31 protein-coding genes and 1 pseudogene are annotated in these 26,359 nt (G+C 40.9%); 27 read left to right on the forward strand and 5 right to left on the reverse strand.

Going from position 1 to position 26,359, the window contains the following annotated elements:
* Window positions 1-345: 345 nt before the first annotated feature.
* Window positions 346-1,512 (reverse strand): CynX/NimT family MFS transporter, encoded by a 1,167-nt coding sequence (locus HMPREF1116_RS06895; RefSeq protein ID WP_000747392.1) that lies wholly within the window; start codon window positions 1,510-1,512, stop codon window positions 346-348.
* A 219-nt stretch (window positions 1,513-1,731) separates the two neighbouring features.
* Between HMPREF1116_RS06895 and HMPREF1116_RS06900 the strand changes: the two genes are divergently transcribed.
* The 4 genes from HMPREF1116_RS06900 (at window position 1,732) to HMPREF1116_RS06915 (ending at window position 5,743) form a co-directional block, all read left to right on the forward strand.
* On the forward strand, window positions 1,732-2,562 hold the full coding sequence (locus tag HMPREF1116_RS06900; RefSeq protein WP_001293884.1) for a glycosyltransferase: 831 nt from the start codon (window positions 1,732-1,734) through the stop codon (window positions 2,560-2,562).
* 69 nt (window positions 2,563-2,631) lie between these two features.
* Window positions 2,632-4,482: a polysaccharide biosynthesis protein gene (locus tag HMPREF1116_RS06905; protein WP_001035795.1), complete on the forward strand. Its 1,851-nt coding sequence runs from the start codon at window positions 2,632-2,634 to the stop codon at window positions 4,480-4,482.
* A 263-nt stretch (window positions 4,483-4,745) separates the two neighbouring features.
* On the forward strand, window positions 4,746-5,171 hold the full coding sequence (locus HMPREF1116_RS06910) for a DUF805 domain-containing protein (protein ID WP_000606342.1): 426 nt from the start codon (window positions 4,746-4,748) through the stop codon (window positions 5,169-5,171).
* 155 nt (window positions 5,172-5,326) lie between these two features.
* Complete coding sequence (locus tag HMPREF1116_RS06915) at window positions 5,327-5,743, forward strand: DUF805 domain-containing protein (protein WP_007555228.1); 417 nt, start codon at window positions 5,327-5,329, stop codon at window positions 5,741-5,743.
* 86 nt (window positions 5,744-5,829) lie between these two features.
* Here the strand turns inward: HMPREF1116_RS06915 and HMPREF1116_RS06920 are convergent, their stop codons facing one another.
* From HMPREF1116_RS06920 to sdaAB, 3 genes are read right to left on the reverse strand one after another with little or no spacing between them, the layout of a single operon-like run.
* Entirely contained in the window at window positions 5,830-6,471 is a 642-nt protein-coding gene (locus tag HMPREF1116_RS06920) for an HAD hydrolase-like protein (RefSeq protein WP_000095106.1), read from the reverse strand.
* A 23-nt stretch (window positions 6,472-6,494) separates the two neighbouring features.
* Entirely contained in the window at window positions 6,495-7,367 is an 873-nt protein-coding gene (gene sdaAA / locus HMPREF1116_RS06925) for an L-serine ammonia-lyase, iron-sulfur-dependent, subunit alpha (protein ID WP_000500054.1), read from the reverse strand.
* 8 nt (window positions 7,368-7,375) lie between these two features.
* Window positions 7,376-8,047 (reverse strand): L-serine ammonia-lyase, iron-sulfur-dependent subunit beta, encoded by a 672-nt coding sequence (gene sdaAB / locus HMPREF1116_RS06930; RefSeq protein WP_001191178.1) that lies wholly within the window; start codon window positions 8,045-8,047, stop codon window positions 7,376-7,378.
* 241 nt (window positions 8,048-8,288) lie between these two features.
* Here sdaAB and HMPREF1116_RS06935 point away from each other — a divergent pair, with 241 nt between their 5' ends.
* Complete coding sequence (locus tag HMPREF1116_RS06935; protein WP_000843474.1) at window positions 8,289-8,915, forward strand: LysM peptidoglycan-binding domain-containing protein; 627 nt, start codon at window positions 8,289-8,291, stop codon at window positions 8,913-8,915.
* Between the two features lie 52 nt (window positions 8,916-8,967).
* Here the strand turns inward: HMPREF1116_RS06935 and HMPREF1116_RS06940 are convergent, their stop codons facing one another.
* The gene (locus HMPREF1116_RS06940; RefSeq protein WP_001268140.1) at window positions 8,968-9,831 is read right to left on the reverse strand and encodes a helix-turn-helix domain-containing protein; all 864 of its coding nucleotides are present in this window, start codon (window positions 9,829-9,831) and stop codon (window positions 8,968-8,970) included.
* A gap of 889 nt (window positions 9,832-10,720) precedes the next feature.
* Between HMPREF1116_RS06940 and HMPREF1116_RS12345 the strand changes: the two genes are divergently transcribed.
* The 22 genes and pseudogenes from HMPREF1116_RS12345 to HMPREF1116_RS07035 form a co-directional block, all read left to right on the forward strand.
* Window positions 10,721-10,927: a hypothetical protein gene (locus HMPREF1116_RS12345; RefSeq protein ID WP_025171274.1), complete on the forward strand. Its 207-nt coding sequence runs from the start codon at window positions 10,721-10,723 to the stop codon at window positions 10,925-10,927.
* Between the two features lie 163 nt (window positions 10,928-11,090).
* Window positions 11,091-12,212: a tRNA 2-thiouridine(34) synthase MnmA gene (mnmA, locus tag HMPREF1116_RS06945; RefSeq protein ID WP_001282933.1), complete on the forward strand. Its 1,122-nt coding sequence runs from the start codon at window positions 11,091-11,093 to the stop codon at window positions 12,210-12,212.
* 22 nt (window positions 12,213-12,234) lie between these two features.
* Entirely contained in the window at window positions 12,235-12,666 is a 432-nt protein-coding gene (locus HMPREF1116_RS06950) for an SseB family protein (protein WP_000485111.1), read from the forward strand.
* Window positions 12,667-12,815: 149 nt separating this feature from the next.
* Window positions 12,816-13,271 carry an NUDIX hydrolase gene (locus HMPREF1116_RS06955; RefSeq protein WP_000193654.1) on the forward strand — a complete coding sequence of 152 codons (456 nt, stop codon included), beginning with the start codon at window positions 12,816-12,818 and terminating at the stop codon, window positions 13,269-13,271.
* A gap of 8 nt (window positions 13,272-13,279) precedes the next feature.
* Window positions 13,280-13,711: an NUDIX hydrolase gene (locus HMPREF1116_RS06960; RefSeq protein ID WP_000989472.1), complete on the forward strand. Its 432-nt coding sequence runs from the start codon at window positions 13,280-13,282 to the stop codon at window positions 13,709-13,711.
* On the forward strand, window positions 13,701-15,617 hold the full coding sequence (gene mnmG / locus HMPREF1116_RS06965) for a tRNA uridine-5-carboxymethylaminomethyl(34) synthesis enzyme MnmG (protein ID WP_000221901.1): 1,917 nt from the start codon (window positions 13,701-13,703) through the stop codon (window positions 15,615-15,617). Before HMPREF1116_RS06960 ends, mnmG begins: the two co-directional genes overlap by 11 nt.
* 184 nt (window positions 15,618-15,801) lie before the next feature.
* A complete protein-coding gene (locus tag HMPREF1116_RS12450; protein WP_000958549.1) occupies window positions 15,802-15,936 on the forward strand; it encodes a hypothetical protein in 135 nt (44 codons plus the stop codon).
* Between the two features lie 44 nt (window positions 15,937-15,980).
* Window positions 15,981-17,534, forward strand: coding sequence for a hypothetical protein (locus HMPREF1116_RS06970; RefSeq protein ID WP_001103724.1), 1,554 nt, complete (start codon window positions 15,981-15,983; stop codon window positions 17,532-17,534).
* Between the two features lie 118 nt (window positions 17,535-17,652).
* Window positions 17,653-19,860: an anaerobic ribonucleoside-triphosphate reductase gene (gene nrdD / locus HMPREF1116_RS06975; RefSeq protein WP_000636183.1), complete on the forward strand. Its 2,208-nt coding sequence runs from the start codon at window positions 17,653-17,655 to the stop codon at window positions 19,858-19,860.
* Between the two features lie 11 nt (window positions 19,861-19,871).
* Entirely contained in the window at window positions 19,872-20,012 is a 141-nt protein-coding gene (locus tag HMPREF1116_RS12120) for a hypothetical protein (protein ID WP_000521611.1), read from the forward strand.
* Between the two features lie 37 nt (window positions 20,013-20,049).
* The gene (locus HMPREF1116_RS06985; RefSeq protein ID WP_000603387.1) at window positions 20,050-20,538 is read left to right on the forward strand and encodes a GNAT family N-acetyltransferase; all 489 of its coding nucleotides are present in this window, start codon (window positions 20,050-20,052) and stop codon (window positions 20,536-20,538) included.
* A 16-nt stretch (window positions 20,539-20,554) separates the two neighbouring features.
* Window positions 20,555-20,641: pseudogene (locus HMPREF1116_RS12125) on the forward strand (anaerobic ribonucleoside-triphosphate reductase activating protein); the annotation flags it as partial.
* Between the two features lie 344 nt (window positions 20,642-20,985).
* Entirely contained in the window at window positions 20,986-21,474 is a 489-nt protein-coding gene (locus tag HMPREF1116_RS06990; RefSeq protein ID WP_000423397.1) for a GNAT family N-acetyltransferase, read from the forward strand.
* Between the two features lie 16 nt (window positions 21,475-21,490).
* On the forward strand, window positions 21,491-22,087 hold the full coding sequence (nrdG, locus tag HMPREF1116_RS06995) for an anaerobic ribonucleoside-triphosphate reductase activating protein (RefSeq protein ID WP_007555199.1): 597 nt from the start codon (window positions 21,491-21,493) through the stop codon (window positions 22,085-22,087).
* Window positions 22,084-22,707: a uridine kinase family protein gene (locus HMPREF1116_RS07000; protein WP_000726037.1), complete on the forward strand. Its 624-nt coding sequence runs from the start codon at window positions 22,084-22,086 to the stop codon at window positions 22,705-22,707. The genes nrdG and HMPREF1116_RS07000 overlap by 4 nt, the downstream gene beginning before the upstream one ends.
* Window positions 22,708-22,971: 264 nt before the next feature.
* On the forward strand, window positions 22,972-23,280 hold the full coding sequence (rpsJ, locus tag HMPREF1116_RS07005; protein WP_001284513.1) for a 30S ribosomal protein S10: 309 nt from the start codon (window positions 22,972-22,974) through the stop codon (window positions 23,278-23,280).
* A gap of 82 nt (window positions 23,281-23,362) precedes the next feature.
* Window positions 23,363-23,989, forward strand: coding sequence for a 50S ribosomal protein L3 (gene rplC / locus HMPREF1116_RS07010; RefSeq protein ID WP_000160197.1), 627 nt, complete (start codon window positions 23,363-23,365; stop codon window positions 23,987-23,989).
* Between the two features lie 24 nt (window positions 23,990-24,013).
* The gene (gene rplD, locus HMPREF1116_RS07015) at window positions 24,014-24,637 is read left to right on the forward strand and encodes a 50S ribosomal protein L4 (protein ID WP_000024549.1); all 624 of its coding nucleotides are present in this window, start codon (window positions 24,014-24,016) and stop codon (window positions 24,635-24,637) included.
* Window positions 24,637-24,933, forward strand: a complete 297-nt coding sequence (locus HMPREF1116_RS07020) for a 50S ribosomal protein L23 (RefSeq protein WP_001055347.1) — start codon at window positions 24,637-24,639, stop codon at window positions 24,931-24,933. The genes rplD and HMPREF1116_RS07020 overlap by 1 nt, the downstream gene beginning before the upstream one ends.
* Window positions 24,934-24,950: 17 nt before the next feature.
* Window positions 24,951-25,784: a 50S ribosomal protein L2 gene (gene rplB, locus HMPREF1116_RS07025; RefSeq protein WP_000512914.1), complete on the forward strand. Its 834-nt coding sequence runs from the start codon at window positions 24,951-24,953 to the stop codon at window positions 25,782-25,784.
* Between the two features lie 104 nt (window positions 25,785-25,888).
* Entirely contained in the window at window positions 25,889-26,170 is a 282-nt protein-coding gene (rpsS, locus tag HMPREF1116_RS07030) for a 30S ribosomal protein S19 (protein WP_000533766.1), read from the forward strand.
* An 11-nt stretch (window positions 26,171-26,181) separates the two neighbouring features.
* Window positions 26,182-26,359, forward strand: a 178-nt coding sequence (locus tag HMPREF1116_RS07035; RefSeq protein ID WP_007555190.1) for a large ribosomal subunit protein uL22, incomplete at its 3' end; no start/stop codon positions are given.

A 26,359-nucleotide genomic window follows, 5' to 3' on the forward strand; every position in this document is an offset into this window, starting at 1 on the left:
TTGAAGTTGCGTCCTTACTTTTTAGGATACCAGTAAAAAAGTTGAAATAGCGTAACTATGGTATATCATTTAAAAAGTTAGAGGAATCTACATGGATGTTTTTAGGGGCAAAACAATCCCCTTCAATTGAAAGAGTTTCGACTTCTTTGAGAGATAAATTGTAAAGTTGTTTCCATCATGATCTTCTTTATCAAATTTAAACGATAAATCTTCCTAGGTATATTATAGCATGTTTTAGCTTAACGAAAGTCTTGTGAGGAGGCCTTTCAAACCTTTTTAAAAGAAAAAAGCCAGACAGATGTCTAGCTTGAAAAGTGAGTTTATTGTAGTAAATTCTAAAATTTTTTAAAGGATTTTATCCGCTCGATCCACCATAAAGAGGGCGATTGTCATGATGATATCAATTACTAGAAGAATCAGTACCGCTGGAACCCAAGACTGGAACATGTTAAAACTGTAACCAAAGAGAGTTGGTCCAAAGGCCGCTAGAATGTAACCACCAGTCTGGGCAAGACCAGATAATTGGGCCGTCTTTTCAGGAGAGCTGGTTTTGATGGAGAAGCAAACCATGAGGTAAGGGAAAAGAGCGCTACAGGCAGTACCAATCAAGAGATGGGCAAACAACCAATACAAGAAACTGTTGCTCGGGTATAGAAGCATGGCAATTCCTAACATACCAGCCAGAGAGATGACTGTTAACATGATTTGACGGTGACGATTTGACAAACGCGTTGTTAAACTTGGAATGGTCATGGAGAAGGGAATGCTAATTAGTGAAAAGATAGAAGCCAGAAGTCCGGCATCCGTATGAGCTAGCCCTGCACTGATGGCCATGGTTGGTAACCAGGTCATGCTGGTATAGAAGAGTAGGGACTGAAGTCCACCGAAGACAATAATAGCCCAAACTTGCTTGCTTTTTAGGATATTCTCTTTTTCTTTTTTCTCTTCATGCCCTTCTAGAAAATGATTGTGGCCATGGTTGGGGAACCAGACCAATAAGGTTAGCAGGCAGACCATGGACAGGCAGAGAATCAGCCCCTTCCAAGATGTTGCCTGAGTAATGGGTACAGAGAGGTAGGAAGCTAGTGCTGTCGCGATTCCCATAGTCGTAACATAAACCGTTGTCAGGAAGCTAATCTTTTGTGGGTAGTTTGCCTGAATCATACTAGGAAGAAGTACGTTAAAAATAGCGACACTTGCTCCGATGAGTAAGGTTCCCAGATAGAGAAGGGGAAGATTGAAGATACGAATCACTGAACCGACGGTTAAGACGAGGAGACTATAGGTGAAAAGATGCTCAAGTCCAATTTTTTGAGCCAAACGTGTCGCAAAAGAGGAGAAAAGAGCAAACATCAGGAGAGGAAGGCTGGTCAAAACCCCAAGTGAGCTGACCTCAACTCCTAAACCTTGAGCAATATCTCCCAAAACAGTTGGTAAGGCCGTAAAAGGAGCTCTTAAGACCGCTCCGATTAAGATAATTCCTAGAATAAAAAAGAGTGATCGTTTTTTCATGTGAACCTCAATAAACTGATTTTGATAACAGCTTATTTTAAGGCTTTTTCCAATAGATGTCAAGATGGTGTGAGAAAATCCGCTCCTTAGTTGAGCGAAATCATGGGGGAAAAAGAAGGATAGATTTACTAGTTTTTTTCTGGGATTCAAATAAAAATAGGAAAGTCTGGGAATTTGTGATAAAATAGTGAAAGAAAATCTATACATTGGAGAACTGCTGTGTCTGAAAATCGGAAATTTAGTGTCTTGATGTCAGTCTATATCAAAGAAAATCCTACCTTTCTAGAAGAAGCGGTAGAGAGTATCTTACATCAAACGCTTAAGCCTAGTGAAGTGGTTATCGTTGAAGACGGTCCATTGACACCTGAACTATATCAAGTTTTGGATAAATTGACAGCACAGTCAAGTATTCCAATTAAACGTTGTCCACTTGAACAAAACCGTGGCCTGGGCTTGGCACTACAGTATGGTGTTTTGCAGTGCCAGTATGACATCATTGCCCGTATGGATACTGATGATATCGCTGTTGAAGATCGTTTTGAACAGCAGTTTGACTTGATGGAAAAGGAAAACTTGGACTTGCTAGGTGGTCATATCGCAGAATTCATCGATCAACCTGATGAAATTGTTTCTTACCGTCGTGTGCCGACTAAGCACGAAGAGATTATCGCCTACCAACGTATGAGAAGTGCCTTTAATCATATGACGGTTATGTTTAAAAAAGAGATGGTTCTCAAGGCAGGTAACTATGAAGATGGGCTCTATATGGAAGACGATTTGCTCTGGCTTAATATGATTAGTGCTGGTGCTCGGACTGGGAATGTGGATCAGATTCTTTGTAAGGTACGCGTGGGAGCAGGGATGTTTGAACGCCGTGGTGGCCTTCGCTATCTTAAACTCTATCGCCAGGCACGTCAAAGAATGCACGCGCGTGGACAGATTTCTTATGGTGAATATCTGAAAAGTGTTTTAATCCAAGTTGTCGTTGCCCTATGTCCAGGCTTTGTCCGACAGTTTATCTTTTTAAAACTATTGAGAAAAAGTAAATAGCTAATTAGTTTTAAAAAATGTCTTGTAATTACTAGAAAATGTGATTTTGTGTAGGAGGATACCATTCACATGAATAAAAAAATGACAGATTATGTAATTGATCTGGTTGAAGTATTAAATAAACAACAGAAACAAGTCTTTTGGGGGATTTTTGATGCTGCCAGCATGATTTCCTCAATTATTGTTTCTTATATCTTGTTTTATGGACTGATCAATCCAGCTCCTGTGGACTATGTCATCTATACAAGCTTGACCTTCCTTTTCTATCAAATCATGATTGGATTCTGGGGGCTCAATGCTAGCATTAGTCGTTATAGCAAAATCACAGACTTTATGAAGATATTCATTGGAGTAAGTGTCAGCAGTGTCTTGTCCTATCTCCTTTGCTATGCCTTCTTGCCACTATTCTCTGTGCGTTTCATCGTTCTCTTTATCTTGCTCAGCACCTTCTTGATCTTGCTCCCACGTATTACTTGGCAGTTGATCTATTCAAGACGCAAAAAGGGTGATGGAGAAGGGGAACATCGTCGTACCTTCTTGATTGGTGCGGGAGACGGTGGAGCTCTCTTTATGAACAGCTACCAACATCCTACGAGTGATCTTGAGTTAGTGGGTATTTTGGATAATGATGAAAAGAAAAAAGGTCAAAAACTAGGTGGAATCCCAGTCTTAGGATCTTATGAACAGTTGCCAGAACTCTCTAAACGTCATCAGATTGAAAAAGTTATCGTTGCGATTCCTTCTCTCGATCCATCAGAGTATGAGCGTATCCTAAAAATGTGTAACCAACTTGGCTTGAAGTGTTATAAGATGCCCAAGATTGAGTCAGTTGTACAAGGATTGCATCCTCAGGTAGGTGGTTTCCAAAAAATCGATATTACGGACCTTTTGGGACGTAAAGAAATTCAACTAGATGAGTCACGCCTAGGCTCAGAAATTACTGGAAAAACTATCTTGGTGACAGGTGCAGGAGGTTCTATCGGGTCTGAGATTTGCCGTCAGGTTAGTCGCTTTAATCCAGAGCGCGTGGTTCTCTTGGGGCATGGGGAAAACTCTATTTATCTGATCTATCATGAATTGATTCGTAGCTTCCAAGGAATTGACTATGTTCCTGTGATTGCAGACATCCAAGACTACGATCGCTTGCTTCAAGTATTTGAGCAGTACCAACCAGCCATTGTTTACCACGCTGCTGCCCATAAGCACGTGCCAATGATGGAACGTAATCCAAAAGAAGCCTTTAAAAATAATATCCTCGGAACTTACAATGTTGCCAAGGCAGTTGACGCCGCTAAGGTACCGAAGATGGTTATGATTTCGACCGATAAGGCCGTTAATCCACCAAACGTAATGGGAGCTACCAAACGTGTGGCAGAGTTGATTGTTACAGGATTCAACCAACGTAGTCAATCTACCTATTGTGCGGTTCGTTTTGGAAATGTTCTTGGTAGCCGTGGTAGTGTGATTCCAGTATTTGAGCGTCAGATTGCAGAGGGTGGTCCAGTGACTGTGACAGACTTCCGTATGACTCGTTACTTTATGACCATTCCAGAAGCTAGCCGTTTGGTGATCCATGCAGGAGCTTATGCTAAAGATGGAGAAGTCTTTATCCTTGATATGGGCAAACCAGTTAAGATTTATGATTTGGCCAAGAAAATGGTTCTTCTCAGCGGGCGTACTGAAAATGAAATTCCGATTGTAGAAGTGGGGATTCGTCCAGGTGAGAAACTCTATGAGGAGTTGTTGGTATCTACTGAATTAGTTGATAATCAAGTCATGGATAAGATTTTTGTTGGTAAGGTTAATGTCATGCCACTTGAAGTTATCAATCAAAAGATTGAAGAATTCCGTGCCTTGCAAGGTTCAGAGTTGAAGCAAGCTATTATCGGTTTTGCTAACGAAACAACTCACATTCATTAAAAAAGAAAAAGGGTATGATTCCTAGCTTCATGTTAGAGGTAAGTGGAATCATACCTTTTATTAATAACAGCTACTCCTTTACCAATTTTTTGAACAAACTTGTCATTGTTGAATATTTATGGTAAACTAAATTTATACTATTTGAAAATCAAAGTAAATGAGGTCTGCATCGTTTGACTGTACTTAGATATGGTTTATAACGAACTTTCTAATTTGCTCTTTCATTTTCATTTCGTATGAATTAAAAAAATAGGGAGTAACTTATGATTAACGCATATAAGAATTTCTTTAAAGGTTATGTAGATTTTACAGGCCGTTCAACACGCTCAGAGTATTGGTGGATTTGGCTAGGAAATATGATTCTCCTTGTCCCTTTTTACTCAGTATATTTTAAGGCACTCGCAAATCCAAGAAATGAGGCGGCTCTTATGGCCTTGGGTGGAATTGCTATTATTTATATGATCTTCGGTATAGCACTTTTCTTACCTGGACTTGCATTGACAGTTCGTCGACTACGTGATGCTGGTTTCCACTGGGCTCTAATCTTTATCATTTTTATTCCGATGGTTGGAGCTCTTGCTCTTTTAGTTTTGTTAGCTATGCCAACGAAACAAGTAGAAGTAGTAACCATCAATGAAACTGAAGAAGTGGTAGAAGTTTCACCATTCGAAGAATCAGACAAAAACTAAGAAGTTTATGTTTTTTTACAAGTGAAACTGTTTTAGAGTTTTCTTTATATTGTTAAGCAAATATCTGACACTCCCATATCTAAAAATAGATTTGGGAGTGTTTTATAACAATGAGTCTACTTTATAGTATACAGTTGTTAAAAAGGAGAAATATCTTGTTTAGGGCTTATATAAATTTTTTAATAGGTTATGTAGATTTTGTAGGACGCTCAACACGTCCAGAATATTGGTGGGTTTGGCTGATGAATCATATCTTGTTCCTACCCCTGTATATCCTTATCTTCAATAAAGAGATAAACCAAGGTCCTGCTCTGAACTTTACTTTAGTTATATTGGTTGTCAGTATTTATGCCATTTTGGCTCTACTCCTTTTGTTGCCTACTTTAGCGTTAAAGATTCGCCGTTTGCGTGATGGAGGTTTCCACTGGGCCTTTATCTTCCTTCACTTTGTTCCAATGGTCGGACGTTTTGCTCTATTAGTTCTGCTAGCCATGCCAAGTAAGGAAGTAGAAATAGTAACAATCAATAGACCTAAAGAAGTTGAAAGCGAAGAAGTTTCCCCTTTTGAATAATTGGACGAGTACGGGGAATGTCATTCTCCTCATTAAGATCAGACAAAAAGCTCCCAAACCTAACTTTTAGGCTGGGAGTCTTTTGTTTAACGTTTTAATTGTAGATGCTGTAAAATGTCTGCCGGGTGGTGAGCAATCCAGTCAGGATTATAGCCCATGAGGTCTTTCTCCTCACCGAATCCCCAGGTTACCGCTAGTTTTTTAATGCCAGTTTCTTGGGCACCAATCATATCAAACTTGGTATCTCCGATAATAACGACTGTTTCGGGCGCTAGATGATGAGTTTCCAGAGCCTGACGAATGACATCAGCCTTGTGTAGGGCTTGAGGGCTTGAACCATAAATGCCATCAAAGAAGTGGTCAATCCCAAAATTGCTAGTCATGTCAACTGCGGTTGGTGTATTCTTCGTAGTAGTGATATAAAGAGGATAATGCTCAGCTAGTTCTACGAGTAAATCTTTGATATGTGGGAAGAGTTGGGCTTCGTAAACACCCTTTTCCTTATAATAAGAACGATAGAGCTGGATGGCCTGCTCTATCTGCTCAGCTGGTAAACAACTAGCAAAGCTGGTTTCTAGTGGGGGCCCCATAAAACCTCGAATGGTTTTGGCACCAGGACTAGAAACTCCAAGTTGGTCAAAGGTATAGGTGAAACCATTATGGATACCGATAGAACTATCCACTAGCGTTCCATCTAAGTCAAAAAAGATAGCAGATATAGATGACATTGATTCTCCTCATAATGATGAAATTATTCGCCGAAGATTTCTTTTTGAAGGCGACGACCTGTAGGTGTGGCAGCGAGTCCCCCTTCAGCAGTTTCACGAAAGGCAGTTGGTAAGCTAGATCCTACTTGATACATGGCGTCAATGACCTCATCAACTGGAATTTTTGATTCGATACCAGCCAGAGCCATATCGGCTGCGATGAAGGCAAAACTTGCTCCCATGGCATTCCGCTTGACGCAAGGAACTTCAACCAAGCCTGCAACTGGGTCGCAAATGAGACCAAGCATGTTTTTGATAACGAAGGCGATAGCCTGGCTCGCTTGATAAGGTGTTCCGCCTGCAGCTAGAGTTAGGGCAGCGGCACTCATGGCTGAAGCTGAACCGACTTCGGCCTGGCAGCCACCTTCGGCTCCCGAGATAGAAGCGTTGTTAGCAATCACGAGTCCAAAAGCACCTGCAGCGAATAAGAAGTCTAGTTGTTGTTCATGAGTTAAATCCAACTTTTCAATAGCAGCAGTGAGAACGGCTGGAAGGCAGCCTGCACTACCAGCAGTAGGTGTTGCACAGACCAGTCCCATCTTGGCATTGTGTTCATTAACGGCGATAGCATTACGGGCTGCGGACAAGACAGTAAAGTCTGATAGGGTCTTTCCTTTTTTGATGTAGTGGTCAAGCTTGGCAGCGTCACCACCTGTCAAACCGCTACGAGATTTCTTTTCACTAAGACCAAGCTCAACTGAAGCTTTCATGACTTCAAGGTTGCGTTCCATGAGAAGGAGAACTTCTTCACGTTCACGACCAGTCAATTCAAACTCGGTCGTAATCATGAGTTCCGCAACATTTCCTTTAAAATCAAGTTCGGCTTGTTGGACTAATTCTTTGATAGAGTAAAACATATTTTCTCCTATTGAAAGAAATTGACATTATGCAAATGAGGAATTTTACGAATCTCTTCGATAGATTCATCACAGTTGCGACTATCAACTTCGATAATCATAATGGCTTTCTCACCAGCTTTTTCTCGGGTTACATTCATTTGGGCGATGTTAATGTCAAAGCGAGAGAGGGCCTCTGTTACGTGAGCGATCATACCAGGAACATCCTGATGAACGATGATAATGGTAGGAGTGTTCATGTTGAGGGATACGGCAAAGCCATTGAGCTCTGTCACCTGGATGTTACCACCGCCGATTGAAATTCCTGTCACACTGATAGTCTTGTGCTCATTCTTAACAGTGATTTTCGTAGTATTTGGGTGAGGGGCGTTACTGTCTTTCTGGATGGTCCAGACAATTTTGATGCCACGCTTGTGGGCAATTTCTAAACTATTTGGAATTTCTGGATCATCTGTGTCCATTCCTAAGATTCCAGCGACCAGGGCTAGGTCAGTTCCGTGCCCGCGATAGGTTTTTGCAAAAGAATTAAAAAGCTGGAACTCGACCTCGGTTGGAGTATCGTCAAAGATAGAAGAGACGATTTTACCGATACGAACAGCTCCTGCCGTGTGACTACTAGATGGGCCAATCATGACTGGCCCAATGATATCAAAGACAGATTGAAAACGAAGTGATTGCATCTGTTTCCCCTTAAAAAGATTCTTAACTCTATTATATCAAAGATTAGATGCAAGCGCTCAATTCCATGATAAAATATCTAAAATCCTCATAAAGCCTATAAAATCAAGCCTTTTGTAACAAAAAGAGGCTATTTAAGTGAAATAAAACATAGTCTTGTAACATTTCTACATAAAACCGTCAAGAAACAGTAATAATAGTAGGGTATGATGGAAATATAAGAAAGAAGGAGAATCTTTTAATATGAAATCAACAACTAACAAAATTAAAACAGGACTTGTAGGAGTAGCAGCAGCGCTTGCTTTCCTTGCACCATCACTTACTTTTGCACAAGAAACAACAACTTACACAGTAAAATCAGGTGACACTCTATCAGGAATCGCTGAAAAATACAATACAACTGTTGAAAAATTGGCAGAAAAAAATAAGATTAAAGATATTCATTTGATCTATGTAGACCAAGTATTGGTGATTGATGGTGAAGCACCAGCAACTTCAACTACTTCAGCTGCGACAGCAGAAGCTCCAGTAGCAGCACCTGCAGCTACTGAAACAACAACTTATGAAGCACCAGCAGCAAGCGTAACTGTAGCAGAAGAAACTGTTGCTACAACAGAAACTTCAGCATCAACTTCAACTGTAAGCGGATCTGAAGCAGAAGCTAAAGAATGGATCGCTCAAAAAGAATCAGGCGGTAGCTACACAGCTACAAACGGACGTTACATCGGACGTTACCAATTGACAGATTCATACTTGAACGGTGACTACTCAGCAGAAAACCAAGAACGTGTAGCAGACGCTTATGTAGCAGGACGTTACGGTTCATGGACAGCTGCTAAGAACTTCTGGCTTAACAACGGTTGGTACTAAGAACTGACGAACAAAATAAGATGCAAAAGTCGAGGGATCTCCTCGACTTTTTTTATATTTCCTTTGCTTGATAACAGGTCTCTACTTCCTTTTTGAGGTGAGATAGCATTGAGGTTTCATCAGTTAACTCCAGAAGGGAGAAGCCCTTTTGAATAAGATGATCCTTACTAGTGCAAATACCTATTCGAACATAAGTGATTGCCAAAATATCGTATCTTTTCTTTTTCTTGGCATCCTCTAGTAAGGTGTAGCAGATTTGTTGACAGGTATTTTTATCTTGATTGTACAAGTAGATGGTGGACAGATTGAGTAGGATTGTCATTCGTAATTCATATAAATGTCGATAGTTTTTATATTCTTCCAAGCGCTGCAAGATCTTTTCAGTGATGAGGTGGAGGTGTTCGATGGGAAAGCTAAAAAGTATGGTGTTGAGGATTTTTAGGTCGCTTTCATACCATGTATCTTGTTTTTCAATTTTTTCCCAAAGCTTTTTGACCGTTTGTTCCACTTGGATTGAAAGTTGTCCTGTTCCATGTTGACGGATATAAATGACAACTTCCAGCATATCTTTGATTTCCTCTATAGGGAGATCGTGATGGATCTTGAGATAGTCTTGGCATGTTTCAAATAAATTGATTAGACTACTGGTACCAAAGATGGAACTCGTATTGAGATAGGTTTGCATGATTTCTGTCCGTTGACTCGGCTGATAGAGATGGCAGATGTATTCAAACTCTTCAAAACTCATATTGATTTGACGGAGAAGAAACTCCATATTTTCATATTTGGGAGTTGCCTTGCCACTTTCAAACTTGGAAAGGCTGGTTCTTGAAAGGACATTTCCACAGACCTCTTCTTGGGTCAATCCTTTTGACTCACGTATGTCTTTATATACTTTCCCGAAATCATAGCGCATGATGTTCTCCTTTTCGTGAAAAAAGTTAACAATAAATTGAATTCTATTAAACATATTGTATCATAAGAATATAGAAAGTAAATAAGAGATATCATGTAGCTAAAAAATAATAGATTGGAGGTTGTTTCAATGCGTAAAAATAAAGATCTATTTCGGGTAATCATTGTCTTTGTGGCAGGGGTTGTTTTGATTCTAGCAACCCCAGTGTTATTTAGAGTTGTTATAGAACTACTGTCAAAATAAAATCTGCATTGATTAGATTCATTAGGATTTAAAATCATTACATGAGAGCTTCTGGATAAATTTAATTTGCTGTAAGATTTGCTTATTTCATCAATTGCTTTTAGTTAGAATCCTGATTTTTCATTTACCATATTTATATTCATAGAAGTTCTAATCAAGACATTAAAGTGGATATCATGAGAAGAAAATAAGAAAGGTGATTTTATCTATAGTAGGTAGAATCTAAAAAATAAATTATGATTCATTTAAAATTTTATATCAAATCCGTTCTTTGTTCATTGGTATTTTTTATCCTTTTAATTCTTTTTATTAAAAATATATATTACCCTGCTCTAAAGATAACTATTGAAGTTATTATGACGTTTTCGATAGGTAGTCTTTGTTATGCCATTTTTTGTAAAACAAATCGAGCTGCTTTTCTGCCAATTTCGGTTGTTTTATTTTTGCTGACTCTCTATTTGCTAGGAGTATAGTGTTTTAGCAGGAATTTTGTCAGTTTGCATTTTTTCTTGGAGAAATTCTGACGATTGAAATCTTAGTGTCTTTAAGTGGAGTAAATTTGCTATCAAGATTTTTCAAAAAAAAGAGAAGTCAATAGATTTGTTAGTGGATTATAAAGATGAAAGGTAAAATTGGGATAGTTAAAATGAAACATTTTTTTGCAGGAATTGGTGAGATAAGATTTATTAGTTATCTATTGTCTCTATGTGTAGGACTAGCCCCTCTTTTTCATATATATGTTATAGGTTCTGAAATGAGTTTTGTGAAAATAGTATTATCTATTTTGGGAATTATATTTGTTTGTATTTTAACTATTGCTCGAATTTATAGGAGTTTTTTCTATAAAGAATAGTTTGGAATGAAAAAGTGTTTTATGCCAAAGGTTGGTAGATTATCAGCCTCTTTCTTGTCTTCTCCAACCAAGCATGTTATAATGAAAACTGCTCAAACGACCTTCAATCGTTAAGCACACACGACCTTCAATCGTGGATAAACGAATAGATGGGAGAACTACCATGAGTGATAACTCTAAAACACGTGTTGTCGTGGGGATGAGTGGTGGTGTTGATTCGTCGGTGACGGCTCTTTTGCTCAAGGAGCAGGGCTATGATGTGATCGGTATCTTCATGAAGAACTGGGATGACACAGATGAAAATGGCGTCTGTACGGCGACCGAAGATTACAAGGATGTGGCTGCGGTGGCAGACCAGATCGGTATTCCTTACTACTCTGTCAACTTTGAAAAAGAGTACTGGGACCGAGTTTTTGAGTATTTCCTAGCGGAATACCGTGCAGGACGCACACCAAATCCAGATGTGATGTGTAACAAGGAAATTAAGTTCAAGGCCTTTTTGGACTATGCCATGACCTTGGGTGCAGACTATGTAGCGACGGGGCATTATGCTCGAGTAGCGTGTGATGAGGATGGCATCGTTCACATGCTTCGTGGCGTGGACAATGGCAAGGACCAGACCTATTTCCTCAGCCAACTTTCACAAGAACAACTCCAAAAAACCATGTTCCCACTAGGACATTTGGAAAAACCTGAAGTACGAAAAATAGCTGAAGAAGCAGGACTTGCGACTGCTAAGAAGAAAGACTCGACAGGGATTTGCTTTATCGGAGAAAAGAATTTTAAAGAATTTCTCAGCAATTACCTACCAGCCCAACCTGGTCGTATGATGACTGTAGATGGTCGCGATATGGGTGAGCATGCAGGCCTTATGTATTATACGATTGGTCAGCGTGGAGGACTTGGTATCGGTGGTCAACACGGTGGGGATAATGCCCCTTGGTTCGTTGTCGGAAAAGATCTAAGCAAGAATATCCTCTATGTCGGCCAAGGTTTCTACCATGATTCGCTCATGTCAACCAGTCTTGAGGCTAGTCAAGTTCATTTTACTCGTGACATGCCAGAGGAATTTACGCTCGAATGCACGGCTAAATTCCGCTACCGTCAGCCTGACTCGAAGGTAACGGTTCATGTCAAAGGAGACAAGGCAGAGGTCATTTTTGCAGAACCGCAACGCGCCATTACACCAGGACAGGCAGTTGTCTTTTATGACGGTGAAGAGTGTCTCGGTGGTGGCTTGATTGACAATGCCTACCGTGATGGCAAGGTTTGTCAATACATTTAAAGATGTTCTAAGAGGAATGAGAATGTTTCAATTTTTTAAGAAGAAAACGCCTAAAAAAGATAAGATAATGACTCTTTCGGACTATAAAAAAGAGTATTTGAGGGAGAAAACGACAGAGTCGATAGAGGCCTTGTTTAAGGAATTGAAGCAGGCTAAAGTCTGGGTTCCCTTCAATCCTTCTCTGATGGATGGGAGTGACGGACAAGAAGGTGCTCGCCTAAAGCCGGATATTCTGCAAAAGGGAGATGACTACTTTTATCCTTGCTTCTCAGAAACTCAAGACATCCCCAAAGACTATTACGACCGCTTTTCTTGGTTGCAATTATCTCTTACGGACTGTTTGTTTGCAGCGGAAGGGATAGAGAGTTTTCCTGTGAGAGGGATTGTTCTGGATGCTTTCTCTGACCCAGTTGAGATTGACCAAGGAGCTTTTGAAGCAATTCGCCAATCATAGTACATTTAGATTGACAAATGTTCTCATTTTGCTACAATAATAAAAGCAATAGAAATGATGGTCAAAGCTCATGGATGTTGCAGGCTTTTTTGTCCTGCACTTCTTTGGAGTTTTGACTGTTTTTGTGTCGTTTAAGGGAAAGGATAAAAATGACTCAACAAGACTTTCGGACAAAAGTGGGAAATACTGTTTTTGGCGTTCGGGCGACAGCCTTGATTGTCCAAAATCACAAGCTTCTAGTTACCAAAGACAAGGGCAAGTATTACACTATTGGTGGTGCGATTCAAGTCAATGAGAGAACGGAAGATGCGGTAGTCCGTGAAGTGAGGGAAGAACTGGGTGTCAAAGCTCAAGCTGGGCAACTAGCTTTTGTAGTTGAAAATCGTTTTGAACAAGACGGTGTCTATTATCACAATATCGAGTTTCATTATCTAGTGGATTTGCTTGAAGATGCCCCGTTGACCATGCAGGAAGATGAGAAAACGCAACCCTGTGAGTGGATTGACTTGGACAAGCTTGAGGATATTCAGCTGGTTCCAGCCTTTTTAAAGACAGCCCTACCAGATTGGGACGGACAATTACGACACATCCATCTTAACGAATAGGAGAGAAAATGATGGTTAAGCTTATTGCCCATGTACTTGTTCATAGTGGTGGTGATTATTTACTCATTCAGCGTTCGGAAATTAAAAGAGGACAACCCAACGTTTATCCGACTTACTGGGATATTCCTGGTGGCGGGGTTGAAAAGGGTGAACTTCCGCGAGATGGAGCTCTTAGAGAATGCATTGAAGAAGCGGGAATTAGGCTAGATAGCAGTTCGCTCAAACTTCTTCACGAAGATAGTCAACTGGATACCTCTAAGGATACTGTCTTTACTCGCTTAGTTTATAAGGCGGAGTGGGTTGGGGAGAAGCCAATTATCAGATTAGATCCTGAAGAGCATACACACTTTAAATGGGTTACTATGGATCAAGCTCTAGAGGAGGAGAAGTTAGTTCCTTATTTGCGAGAAATTTTTGAAAGGTTAAGAAATGACTTATAATTTTACGGAAGAATACGATATCATTGTAATCGGAGCGGGACATGCAGGGGTAGAAGCATCCCTGGCAGCCAGCCGTATGGGCTGCAAGGTCTTGCTTGCGACTATTAACATTGAAATGTTGGCTTTCATGCCATGTAATCCCTCTATCGGTGGTTCTGCCAAGGGGATTGTCGTGCGTGAAGTGGATGCCCTTGGTGGCGAAATGGCCAAGACCATTGACAAGACTTACATCCAGATGAAGATGCTTAACACTGGGAAAGGTCCAGCTGTTCGTGCCCTTCGTGCGCAAGCTGACAAGGAACTCTACTCTAAGGAAATGCGCAAGACCGTTGAAAATCAAGAAAATCTCACCCTTCGTCAAACCATGATTGATGAGATTTTGGTGGAAGATGGCAAGGTTGTCGGTGTGCGTACAGCGACCCATCAAGAATATGCTGCCAAGGCCGTTATCGTGACCACAGGGACTGCCCTCCGTGGGGAAATCATCATCGGAGATCTCAAGTATTCATCAGGACCTAACCACAGTCTGGCTTCTATTAACCTAGCTGACAATCTCAAGGAATTGGGCCTCGAGATCGGTCGTTTCAAGACAGGAACACCTCCACGTGTCAAGGCTTCCTCTATCAACTACGATGTGACAGAGATTCAGCCAGGAGACGAAGCGCCTAATCACTTCTCATATACTTCACGTGATGAAGATTATGTCAAAGACCAAGTGCCATGTTGGTTGACTTACACCAATGGTACCAGCCATGAGATTATCCAAAACAATCTCCACCGTGCGCCTATGTTTACAGGTGTGGTCAAGGGAGTGGGGCCTCGCTACTGTCCGTCAATTGAGGACAAGATTGTGCGTTTTGCGGACAAGGAACGCCACCAACTCTTCCTAGAGCCAGAAGGTCGCAATACAGAAGAAGTTTATGTCCAAGGTCTCTCAACCAGCCTTCCTGAGGATGTGCAACGTGACTTGGTACATTCCATCAAAGGTTTGGAAAATGCAGAGATGATGCGAACTGGTTATGCTATCGAGTACGACATGGTCTTGCCTCATCAATTGCGTGCGACTCTGGAAACCAAGAAAATCTCAGGACTTTTCACAGCTGGTCAGACAAATGGTACATCAGGATATGAGGAAGCTGCTGGTCAAGGGATTATCGCGGGTATCAATGCGGCTCTGAAAATCCAAGGCAAGCCTGAGTTGATTCTGAAACGAAGCGACGGTTATATCGGAGTGATGATTGACGACTTGGTAACAAAGGGTACCATTGAACCCTACCGTCTCTTGACCAGTCGTGCTGAATACCGTCTCATCCTCCGTCATGATAATGCCGATATGCGCTTGACTGAGATGGGACGAGAGATTGGGCTTGTTGATGATGAACGTTGGGCACGCTTTGAGATCAAGAAAAATCAATTTGACAATGAGATGAAACGCCTAGACAGCATCAAACTCAAGCCGGTCAAGGAAACTAACGCCAAGGTTGAAGCGATGGGATTCAAACCATTGACTGATGCAGTCACTGCCAAGGAATTCCTCCGTCGTCCAGAAGTCTCTTACCAAGATGTGGTTGCCTTCATCGGACCTGCTGCTGAAGAGTTAGATGACAAGATTATCGAATTGATTGAAACAGAAATCAAGTACGAAGGTTACATTTCAAAAGCCATGGATCAAGTTGCCAAGATGAAACGCATGGAAGAAAAACGGATTCCAGCCAACATCGATTGGGATGATATTGACTCGATTGCGACTGAGGCTCGCCAGAAGTTCAAACTCATCAATCCAGAAACCATCGGTCAAGCTAGCCGTATTTCTGGGGTTAACCCAGCAGATATCTCTATTTTGATGGTGTATCTGGAAGGTAAAAATCGTAGCATTTCAAAAAACTTAGAAAAAAAGGCTGACTAATACTCAATGAAAATCAAAGAGCAAACTAGGAAGCTAGCCGCAAGCTGTACTTGAGTACGGTAAGGCGACGCTGACGTGGTTTGAATTAGTATAAAGACAAAGTGCTGAATTCTCTTTTAGGGAATTCAGCTTTTTTGATAGAATCGTCCTCTATTTTCGAATAAAGAGAAAAGGAGGAATGATTATGCTGACGGTAGAAGAAAAAAATTTTTTAGACCACTATAAAAATGCTTCCTATCATCGTTTTTATGAGATTGAGCGCTTCGCTAATCTCTGTCAAAAGTTAGACAAATGGCCACCACAGGCTGACAAGCTCTAGACTTTTTGATATACTAGAACAAATTAAAACATAGGAGAGAATGAATGAACGTATATGGCAGATTAGAAGAGGAACCAACTCCATCTTGGACGGGAATTCAGGATGATTTAGTTGGAAGAGAGGAGCGCTTCGAGGATGATTCAAGTCCGTTTGCTCCCTTACCATTATTTAAGATCCTAATCTGGAGCACTCTAGTTGTACTTGTATCTGTAGTTCTTCCTTTTTTGCTAGGACTAACTAGCTCAGAGCAGGCACAAGATTTTTATATGGGATGGGCGATGCACCAGGGTGGAGATATCTACACAGACTATTTTGGAACGAGTGGTCTTCTCTATTACTTTTTACAGTATCTAAGCAAGGGTAGTATTTTGTTTGCAGCCTTTACTTGGCTTGCTCTAGTGGGTGCTGGGATTTTTCTTTTCCGTTCAACTTATACCTTGACGGAGGAGAACAAGCAGTCGCAACAAGTATTGACTATCTTTTATCTTCTTGCTGGAGGACTTAGCTTTGGCGGTGGCTATGCCACCATTTTGGCCCTTCCATTCCTATTTTACGCTCTCAGTTTAGTAACAAGGTATTTGGTAGAGTATAATCATGACAAAGGTTTTGTGCGTATTGGGATTAGCCTGGCTCTAGCATTTTTCTTTGCCCCTCTAGTCACAGCTCTATATGCTCTGGTCTTGTTCTTTGCTTTGTTAGCCTTTAATATCGGGCGTGGTCGCTTGATTCATGGACTCTATCAATTCTTTGCAGCTGGTCTTGGGTTCTCACTTTTCTTTTATCCAATTGGTTACTATACGGCTTATAATGGGAGTTTCGGGAATGCTATTAGTCAAATTCTCTATCCAGTAGATAGTTTGAAGTTTATGTCCGATCCGTTCTTGCTAGACAACCTCCTTTTTTATGGATTGTTAACAATTGGTCTTGGAGGATTAAGATTCGTATTTACAGGGCTTTTCCAGTCTAAGCCAAGCAAGCAATACGTCTTATCTATTTTTGCTTCAGTAGCAATCCTATTGTTACTAGGATTGGAAATTTTCTCTACAGAACCGATTCACGGTAGTCGTCTAGCTACTTTTCTTCCTTTCTTGTCCATTCTTCTATTGACTCACATTCGAACTGGGGAATTAGAAGGAGCCAATCGCCGTAGAAGACATCGAGAAGTACCTTCAATATGGGCAATATTTCTTCAGGGTAATGTCTATTTGCCAGTGTTAGCTTTGGCCTACCTATTTTTTGCTCCTCTGGTAGCTCGTTATGTTCTTCACTCAGAACAATATCAAGAACGAACTCGTATAGAAACTACGGTTAAAGGACAAACACAGGCAACAGATCGTATTTATATATGGGATGATCTTACTAATGGTTATAAGACTAGTGAACGTTTAGCAGCTAGTCAGTTGTTATCACCAAAATTATATACTGGCCTTGATGCAAATCGTAGCAAACTTGTCAATGATTTACGTGATAATCAGCCTAAAGTGATTGTGGTCAATACCAAAACAGCTCTCTGGACAGAAGTAGAACAGCTTCTGGCAGAAAGTTATCAACCAGTTCAAAGTGAATTCAAAGACTTTAAACTTTACAAATTAAAATAAAATAATCAATATCTAGTGTAAATTTTATGAAAATATGAATTTTGCTACTAGATATTGATTTTTATTTTTATAGTGATATAATACTTTAAGAAAGAAAATTTAAGAAAAGAGCCTGGATATGATTGTATTAGAAGAGAAAACAAACCCTGATCCAACCTTATTCGTCGAAAAGCGTGACGGTAGACGCGTCATTTTTGATGTAGATAAGATTGACAAAGCCTTGCACAAGGCTGCGGAAAAAGTCATGGATGTAACCCCCTTGGTCGAAAAGCGTCTTAATACTCTAGTTGAACGTATTGTAGAAGAGATTCATAGTCGCTTTCCTCAAGGTGTAAAAATCTATGAAATCCAAAATATCGTAGAACATGAGTTATTGGAAGCTAAAGAATATGCCTTGGCAGAGGAATATATCACTTACCGAACTCAAAGGGATTTTGAGCGCTCAAAAGCAACAGATATCAACTTCAGTATCCATAAACTTCTCAACAAAGACCAGGCAGTTGTCAATGAGAATGCTAATAAAGATAGTGATGTTTTTAATACCCAGCGTGATTTGACGGCAGGAATTGTTGGAAAATCCATCGGTCTTCAAATGCTTCCTAAGCATGTAGCTAATGCCCACCAAAAAGGGGATATCCACTATCACGATTTGGACTATAGCCCTTACACCCCGATGACCAACTGCTGTCTGATTGATTTCAAGGGCATGTTGGAAAATGGTTTTAAGATTGGGAATGCTGAGGTAGAGAGTCCGAAGTCTATCCAAACTGCGACAGCGCAGATTTCACAAATCATCGCCAACGTTGCATCAAGTCAGTATGGAGGCTGTTCAGCAGACCGTATTGATGAAGTCTTGGCTCCTTATGCAGAAAAAAATTACCAAAAACACCTCAAAGATGCTGAGGAATGGGTTCTACCTGATAAACGCGAAGAATACGCCTGGAAGAAAACTCAAAAAGACATCTATGATGCCATGCAATCTTTAGAGTACGAGATTAACACTCTCTTTACATCAAATGGGCAAACACCCTTTACTTCCCTTGGTTTCGGTCTAGGAACCAATCGTTTTGAACGCGAAATTCAAAAGGCAATCCTGAACATTCGTATCAAGGGGCTTGGTTCAGAACACCGTACAGCCATCTTCCCTAAACTCATCTTTACTCTTAAAAGAGGTCTTAACTTAGAGGAAGGCTCTCCTAACTACGACATCAAGCAGTTGGCTCTTGAGTGCGCAACTAAGCGCATGTATCCGGATGTTTTATCTTACGATAAGATTGTCGAGTTGACTGGTTCTTTCAAGGTACCGATGGGTTGTCGTTCTTTCCTTCAAGGATGGAAGGATGAAAATGGAGTAGAAGTCAATTCTGGTCGGATGAACCTAGGTGTAGTGACGGTCAATCTTCCTCGTATCGCTCTTGAATCCGAAGGAGACATGAACAAGTTCTGGGAAATCTTCAATGAGCGTATGAATATCGCAGAAGATGCCTTGGTTTATCGTGTGGAAAGAACCAAGGAAGCCACTCCAGCTAATGCACCAATTCTTTATCAATATGGAGCCTTCGGACGCCGTCTTGGAAAAGAAGAAAGTGTTGATCAACTCTTCAAGAATCGCCGTGCAACTATTTCTCTGGGCTATATCGGCTTGTATGAAGTGGCGACTGTCTTCTTTGGTAGTAATTGGGAAAACAATCCGGAAGCCAAAGAGTTCACCCTTGATATTATTCGCGATATGAAACGTCGCGTAGAAGAGTGGTCTGACCAATATGGTTATCATTTCTCTATTTATTCGACACCATCTGAAAGTTTAACAGACCGCTTCTGTCGCCTGGATACAGAGAAATTTGGCTCTATTCCAGACATTACTGATAAAGAATACTACACAAATTCCTTCCATTATGATGTACGTAAAAATCCAACTCCTTTTGAAAAATTGGAGTTCGAGAAGGTTTATCCAGAAGCGGGTGCATCAGGTGGCTTTATCCACTACTGTGAGTATCCAGTTCTTCAACAAAATCCAAAGGCCTTGGAAGCTGTTTGGGACTATGCTTATGATCGAGTAGGTTATCTAGGAACTAATACTCCGATTGATCGTTGCTACAAGTGTGATTTTGAAGGAGATTTTGATCCAACTGAGAGAGGTTTTGCATGTCCTAACTGTGGCAATAGTGATCCTAAAACAGTAGATGTTGTTAAACGGACCTGTGGCTATCTTGGAAATCCGCAAGCGCGTCCGATGGTTAATGGACGTCACAAGGAAATTGCTGCGCGTGTCAAACATATGAACGGTTCTACTATTAAAACAGCAGGGCATGAAGTAAGAAATTAGAAAGAGATAGAATGGGCAAATATCAATTAGATGATAAGGGCAAGGCCTTGGTACAACGATTCCACGAAAAACATTCAAAGGGTGGAGTCAATAAAAAAGACCGAGTGGCTAGCCTAAGAGAGCAATTTTTAAATAAGAATAAGAAAAAGTGAGAGTCCGCTCTCGCTTTTCTCTTAGTTGGAGGTAAAGATGATATTACGCAGACCAAGATTGGCAGATAAGGAAGCTGTTGTAGATATGATAGAGGAGTTTGAAGAGACCCAATCGACCCACAATGGCGGATTTTGGGATATTGAGAATTTCTCTTACGAGGACTGGCTAGAAACTGGCCGAAATAAAGAAATGGGAATAGGATTGCTGGAAAATCGCGTTCCATCAATTCAGTTCGTTTTGTTTGATGAATCAGGCCGTGCTTTAGGTTTTTTGAATCTACGGCTGAGACTAAATGAGGGCTTGCTGAATCATGCTGGCCATATTGGCTATTCTATCCGCCCTTCCGAAAGAGGCAAGGGCTACGCCAAGGAAGCTCTCCGTCAAGGTCTACAAGTGGCTAAAGAAAAGAACATCCATCGTGCTCTGGTGACTTGTAGCGCAGAAAATCCTGCCAGCCGAGCTGTTATCTTAGCTAATGGTGGAGAGTTGGAGGATGTTCGAAATGGAACGGAGCGCTATGGATAGAGTTGGAGTAGAAAGCATGACATGGAATACACCAAAACCAGGCGAGTGGAAGAGTGAGGAGCTTAGTCAAGGGCGTATCATTGACTATAAGGCTTTTAACTTTAAACAGTCGATGTTGTTAAACGGACTTGTGGCTATCTTGGAAATCCGCAAGCGCGTCCGATGGTGAATGGACGTCATAAGGAAATTGCTGCGCGTGTCAAACACATGAACGGTTCTACTATTAAAACAGCAGGGCATGAAGTAACAAATTAGAAAGAGATAGCATGGGAAAATATCAGTTAGACGATAAGGGGTAAGGCCTTGGTTCAACGATTCCACGAAAAGCATTCAAAGGGTGGAGTCAATAAAAAAGACCGAGTAGCTAGCCTTAGAGAACAATTTTTAAATAAGAACAAGAAAAAGTAAGAGTCAGCTCTCGCTTTTCTCTTAGTAGGAGGTAAAAGGATGGAATTACGCAGACCAAGATTGGCAGATAAAGAAGCAGTTTTAGAGATGATGGAAGAGTTTGAACAGACTCAATCAGCCCACGATGGCGGATTTTGGGATGTTGAGAATTTTGTTTATGAAGAGTGGTTGGAAAGTAATCAGAATCATGAAATGGGGATTAATTTGCCTGAAGGGTGGGTGCCTGATATTCAGTTAGTTGCTTTTGCAAAAGATGGTAAAGCAGTTGGATTCCTCAACCTTCGATTGCGTCTCAATGACTATTTGTTGGAGGAAGGTGGACATATTGGTTATTCTATCCGCCCTTCCGAAAGAGGTAAGGGCTACGCCAAAGAGTCCCTCCGCCAAGGTTTACAAATTGCCAAGGAAAAGAATATCCATCGGGCTCTGGTGACTTGTAGCACAGAAAATCCAGCAAGCCGAGCTGTTATCTTAGCTAATGGTGGAGAGTTGGAGGATGTTCGAAATGGAACGGAGCGCTATGGATAGAGTTGGAGTAGAAAGCATGACATGGAATACACCAAAACCAGGCGAGTGGAAGAGTGAGGAGCTTAGTCAAGGGCGTATCATTGACTATAAGGCTTTTAACTTTGTGGATGGAGAAGGGGTGCGCAATTCTCTCTATGTAGCAGGCTGTATGTTTCACTGTGAAGGTTGCTACAATGTAGCTACCTGGTCTTTTAATGCAGGAATTCCTTATACGCCAGAATTGGAAGAACAAATCATGGCAGACTTAGCCCAGCCCTATGTTCAAGGATTGACTTTGCTAGGAGGAGAGCCATTCCTCAATACAGGTATTCTTTTGCCCCTTGTAAAACGCATTCGAAAGGAATTGCCAGAAAAAGACATCTGGTCTTGGACAGGATACACCTGGGAAGAAATGATGTTGGAGACGCCTGATAAACTAGAACTTTTATCCCTGATTGATATCCTAGTCGATGGCCGCTATGATAAGAGCAAACGCAACCTTATGTTGCAGTTCCGTGGCTCTTCCAACCAACGGATTATCGATGTGCAAAAGTCTCTTCAAAGTGGAAAAGTAGTTATTTGGGACAAGCTTAATGATGGGAAGCAGAGTTATGAACAGGTGAAGAGAGAATGAAGAAAAAAGAGTTAATAGAAAGACTAGTATCAGAAATAGAGTCGGGAAAAATAAAAACGCTAGGTATCTACGGCCATGGAGCCTCAGGAAAATCAACTTTTGCTCAAGAATTGTACCAAAAACTTGATTCACAAAAGGTAAATTTACTAGAGACAGATCTCTATATTACTTCGGGACGACATTTAGTGGTACCTAAAGAGACACCAGACCAAAAGGTGACAGCATGTTTACCAGTAGCGCATGAGCTGGCAAGTTTACAAAGAGATATTCTTGCTCTGCAAGCGGGTATGGACATCTTAACAATTGAGGAACCCTGGAAGGCTAGTGAAGTCTTATCGGGAGTAAAACCAATTCTGATAGTCGAAGGGATGTCTGTAGGTTTTCTACCCAAGGAACTCTTTGACAAAACCATTTGTTTCTACACAGATGAGGAGACTGAATTAAAGAGACGTCTAGCTCGAGATACGACTGTGAGAAATGGTGATGCATCCATTATATTGGCTAGTCAGCAGATGAGACGAGAGCAGTATCTACAATACTATAAAGAAACCGAGTCAAGAGCTGATATCTTGGTAGATCAATCAGATGATAAATTTCAAATTAAAACTAACATTATATAGAAGAAAAGACAGATAATCTAGCACTTAAATATGAAAATTTATTAAAATGGAATAAGAAAACAGTTTCATCTAAAAAATTTAAAAAAACCTGTCAAATCCCTTGCAATCGCAGGGGCTTTGTGTTATTCTATTATGGTGCTGTAAATTACAGCTTTAGCTTTGATGCAAGAGGTTGCGACACGCTCGGTTGCATTGCCACGCAACGCGCGTCGGTTTTCTTGTGGAGCTAGCCTATTATCTTAAATAGACGAAAAGGAGAAAAAGATGGCAAACAAAAAAATCCGTATCCGTTTGAAAGCTTACGAACACCGTACGCTTGACACAGCGGCTGCAAAAATCGTAGAATCAGCTACTCGTACAGGTGCACAAGTTGCGGGTCCAATCCCACTTCCAACTGAGCGTAGCCTCTACACAATCATTCGTGCGACTCACAAATACAAAGACTCTCGCGAACAATTTGAAATGCGTACACACAAACGTTTGATCGATATCGTTAACCCAACTCAAAAAACAGTTGACGCTTTGATGAAATTGGATCTTCCAAGTGGTGTAAACGTAGAAATCAAACTTTAATTTAAAGCTTGATAACTTGAGCATAAAAAACGCTCGTTAAAAACTTTTTGAATAAAAAATATAGAAAAGGAACTATTTTCTCATGACAAAAGGAATCTTAGGGAAAAAAGTGGGAATGACTCAAATCTTCACTGAAGCTGGCGAATTGATCCCTGTAACAGTTATTGAAGCAACTCCAAACGTTGTTCTTCAAGTTAAAACTGTTGAAACAGACGGATACAACGCTATCCAAGTTGGTTTCGATGACAAACGCGAAGTATTGAGCAACAAACCTGCTAAAGGACATGTAGCAAAAGCTAACACGGCTCCTAAGCGCTTCATTCGTGAATTCAAAAACGTTGAAGGCTTGGAAGTTGGTGCTGAGATCACAGTTGAAACTTTCGCAGCTGGAGATGTTGTTGACGTAACTGGTACTTCTAAAGGTAAAGGTTTCCAAGGTGTTATCAAACGCCACGGACAATCACGTGGACCTATGGCTCACGGTTCTCGTTACCACCGTCGTCCAGGTTCTATGGGACCTGTTGCACCTAACCGCGTATTCAAAGGTAAAAACCTTGCAGGACGTATGGGTGGCGACCGTGTAACAATTCAAAACCTTGAAGTTGTACAAGTTGTTCCAGAAAAGAACGTTATCCTTATCAAAGGTAACGTACCAGGTGCTAAGAAATCTCTTATCACTATCAAATCAGCAGTTAAAGCTGGTAAATAATAAGGAAAGGGGAATACAGTCAAAATGGCAAATGTAACATTATTCGACCAAACTGGTAAACAAGCGGGCGAAGTTGTTCTTAACGATGCAATCTTTGGTATCGAACCAAACCAATCTGTTGTGTTTGATGTCATCATCAGCCAACGTGCTAGCCTTCGTCAAGGAACTCACGCTGTTAAAAACCGTTCAGCCGTTTCAGGTGGCGGACGTAAACCATGGCGTCAAAAAGGAACTGGACGTGCTCGTCAAGGTTCTATCCGCTCTCCACAATGGCGTGGTGGTGGAATCGTCTTCGGACCAACTCCACGTAGCTATGCGTACAAACTTCCTCAAAAAGTTCGTCGCCTTGCACTAAAATCTGTTTACTCAGAAAAAGTTGCTGAAAACAAATTTGTAGCCGTTGATTCTCTTGAATTTACAGCTCCAAAAACTGCTGAATTTGCAAAAGTTCTTGCAGCTTTGAGCATCGATTCTAAAGTCCTTGTTATTCTTGAAGAAGGAAACGAATTCGCAGCTCTTTCAGCTCGTAACCTTCCAAACGTGAAAGTTGCGACTGCTACAACTGCAAGTGTTCTTGACATCGCAAATAGTGACAAACTTCTTGTTACTCAAGCAGCTATCTCTAAAATCGAGGAGGTTCTTGCATAATGAATTTGTATGATGTTATCAAAAAACCTGTTATCACTGAAAGCTCAATGGCTCAACTTGAAGCAGGCAAATATGTATTTGAAGTTGACACTCGTGCGCACAAACTTTTGATCAAGCAAGCTGTTGAAGCTGCTTTCGAAGGTGTTAAAGTTGCAAATGTTAACACAATCAACGTAAAACCTAAAGCTAAACGTGTTGGACGTTACACTGGTTTTACTAACAAAACTAAAAAAGCTATCATCACTCTTACAGCTGATTCAAAAGCAATCGAGTTGTTTGCTGCTGAAGCTGAATAATCTAAGGAGGAAATATCGTGGGAATTCGTGTTTATAAACCAACAACAAACGGTCGCCGTAATATGACTTCTTTGGATTTCGCTGAAATCACAACAAGCACACCTGAAAAAACTTTGCTTGTTGCTTTGAAGAACAAGGCTGGTCGTAACAACAACGGTCGTATCACTGTTCGTCACCAAGGTGGTGGACACAAACGTTTCTACCGTTTGGTTGACTTCAAACGTAACAAAGACAACGTTGAAGCAGTTGTTAAAACTATCGAGTACGATCCAAACCGTTCTGCAAATATCGCTCTTGTACACTACACTGACGGTGTGAAAGCTTACATCATCGCTCCAAAAGGTCTTGAAGTTGGACAACGTATCGTTTCAGGTCCTGAAGCAGATATCAAAGTAGGTAACGCTCTTCCACTTGCTAACATCCCAGTTGGTACTTTGGTCCACAACATTGAGTTGAAACCAGGTCGTGGTGGTGAATTGGTTCGTGCTGCTGGAGCTTCTGCTCAAGTATTGGGACAAGAAGGTAAATACGTTCTTGTTCGTCTTCAATCAGGCGAAGTTCGTATGATTCTTGGAACTTGTCGTGCTACAGTTGGTGTTGTCGGAAACGAACAACATGGACTTGTAAACCTTGGTAAAGCAGGACGTAGCCGTTGGAAAGGTATCCGTCCAACAGTTCGTGGTTCTGTAATGAACCCTAACGATCACCCACACGGTGGTGGTGAAGGTAAAGCACCAGTTGGTCGTAAAGCACCATCTACTCCATGGGGCAAACCTGCTCTTGGTCTTAAAACTCGTAACAAGAAAGCGAAATCTGACAAACTTATCGTTCGTCGTCGCAACGAGAAATAATTTAAAACTAGTCGCTTAAGCAACTAGGAAATTCCGCCAGCTCGGTAGCGCTCCTTGTGAGCGCAAGCCGCTGTGGTACAAAATTTAAAGGAGAAAATATAAAAATGGGACGCAGTCTTAAAAAAGGACCTTTCGTCGATGAGCATTTGATGAAAAAAGTTGAAGCTCAAGCTAACGACGAAAAGAAAAAAGTTATCAAAACTTGGTCACGTCGTTCAACGATCTTCCCAAGTTTCATTGGTTACACAATCGCAGTTTATGATGGACGTAAACACGTACCTGTTTACATCCAAGAAGACATGGTAGGTCACAAACTTGGTGAATTCGCACCAACTCGTACTTACAAAGGTCACGCCGCAGACGACAAGAAGACACGTAGAAAATAAGGAGAACATAAATGGCAGAAATTACTTCAGCTAAAGCAATGGCTCGCACAGTACGTGTTTCACCTCGTAAATCACGTCTTGTTCTTGACAACATCCGTGGTAAAAGCGTAGCCGATGCAATCGCAATTTTGACATTCACTCCAAACAAAGCTGCTGAAATCATCTTGAAAGTTTTGAACTCAGCTGTAG

Source organism: Streptococcus sp. SK140 (assembly GCF_000259525.1).
GTDB lineage: Bacteria > Bacillota > Bacilli > Lactobacillales > Streptococcaceae > Streptococcus.

Bases quoted from the DNA above. Each gene is read 5' to 3' on its own strand.
- HMPREF1116_RS06895 (WP_000747392.1), bottom strand. From the start codon at position 1,512: ATGAAAAAACGATCACTCTTTTTTATTCTAGGAATTATCTTAATCGGA.
- HMPREF1116_RS06905 (WP_001035795.1), top strand. From the start codon at position 2,632: ATGAATAAAAAAATGACAGATTATGTAATTGATCTGGTTGAAGTATTA.
- HMPREF1116_RS06910 (WP_000606342.1), top strand. From the start codon at position 4,746: ATGATTAACGCATATAAGAATTTCTTTAAAGGTTATGTAGATTTTACA.
- HMPREF1116_RS06920 (WP_000095106.1), bottom strand. From the start codon at position 6,471: ATGTCATCTATATCTGCTATCTTTTTTGACTTAGATGGAACGCTAGTG.
- sdaAA (WP_000500054.1), bottom strand. From the start codon at position 7,367: ATGTTTTACTCTATCAAAGAATTAGTCCAACAAGCCGAACTTGATTTT.
- sdaAB (WP_001191178.1), bottom strand. From the start codon at position 8,047: ATGCAATCACTTCGTTTTCAATCTGTCTTTGATATCATTGGGCCAGTC.
- HMPREF1116_RS06935 (WP_000843474.1), top strand. From the start codon at position 8,289: ATGAAATCAACAACTAACAAAATTAAAACAGGACTTGTAGGAGTAGCA.
- HMPREF1116_RS06940 (WP_001268140.1), bottom strand. From the start codon at position 9,831: ATGCGCTATGATTTCGGGAAAGTATATAAAGACATACGTGAGTCAAAA.
- HMPREF1116_RS12345 (WP_025171274.1), top strand. From the start codon at position 10,721: ATGAAACATTTTTTTGCAGGAATTGGTGAGATAAGATTTATTAGTTAT.
- mnmA (WP_001282933.1), top strand. From the start codon at position 11,091: ATGAGTGATAACTCTAAAACACGTGTTGTCGTGGGGATGAGTGGTGGT.
- HMPREF1116_RS06950 (WP_000485111.1), top strand. From the start codon at position 12,235: ATGTTTCAATTTTTTAAGAAGAAAACGCCTAAAAAAGATAAGATAATG.
- HMPREF1116_RS06955 (WP_000193654.1), top strand. From the start codon at position 12,816: ATGACTCAACAAGACTTTCGGACAAAAGTGGGAAATACTGTTTTTGGC.
- HMPREF1116_RS06960 (WP_000989472.1), top strand. From the start codon at position 13,280: ATGATGGTTAAGCTTATTGCCCATGTACTTGTTCATAGTGGTGGTGAT.
- mnmG (WP_000221901.1), top strand. From the start codon at position 13,701: ATGACTTATAATTTTACGGAAGAATACGATATCATTGTAATCGGAGCG.
- HMPREF1116_RS12450 (WP_000958549.1), top strand. From the start codon at position 15,802: ATGCTGACGGTAGAAGAAAAAAATTTTTTAGACCACTATAAAAATGCT.
- HMPREF1116_RS06970 (WP_001103724.1), top strand. From the start codon at position 15,981: ATGAACGTATATGGCAGATTAGAAGAGGAACCAACTCCATCTTGGACG.
- nrdD (WP_000636183.1), top strand. From the start codon at position 17,653: ATGATTGTATTAGAAGAGAAAACAAACCCTGATCCAACCTTATTCGTC.
- HMPREF1116_RS12120 (WP_000521611.1), top strand. From the start codon at position 19,872: ATGGGCAAATATCAATTAGATGATAAGGGCAAGGCCTTGGTACAACGA.
- HMPREF1116_RS06985 (WP_000603387.1), top strand. From the start codon at position 20,050: ATGATATTACGCAGACCAAGATTGGCAGATAAGGAAGCTGTTGTAGAT.
- HMPREF1116_RS06990 (WP_000423397.1), top strand. From the start codon at position 20,986: ATGGAATTACGCAGACCAAGATTGGCAGATAAAGAAGCAGTTTTAGAG.
- nrdG (WP_007555199.1), top strand. From the start codon at position 21,491: ATGACATGGAATACACCAAAACCAGGCGAGTGGAAGAGTGAGGAGCTT.
- HMPREF1116_RS07000 (WP_000726037.1), top strand. From the start codon at position 22,084: ATGAAGAAAAAAGAGTTAATAGAAAGACTAGTATCAGAAATAGAGTCG.
- rpsJ (WP_001284513.1), top strand. From the start codon at position 22,972: ATGGCAAACAAAAAAATCCGTATCCGTTTGAAAGCTTACGAACACCGT.
- rplC (WP_000160197.1), top strand. From the start codon at position 23,363: ATGACAAAAGGAATCTTAGGGAAAAAAGTGGGAATGACTCAAATCTTC.
- rplD (WP_000024549.1), top strand. From the start codon at position 24,014: ATGGCAAATGTAACATTATTCGACCAAACTGGTAAACAAGCGGGCGAA.
- HMPREF1116_RS07020 (WP_001055347.1), top strand. From the start codon at position 24,637: ATGAATTTGTATGATGTTATCAAAAAACCTGTTATCACTGAAAGCTCA.
- rpsS (WP_000533766.1), top strand. From the start codon at position 25,889: ATGGGACGCAGTCTTAAAAAAGGACCTTTCGTCGATGAGCATTTGATG.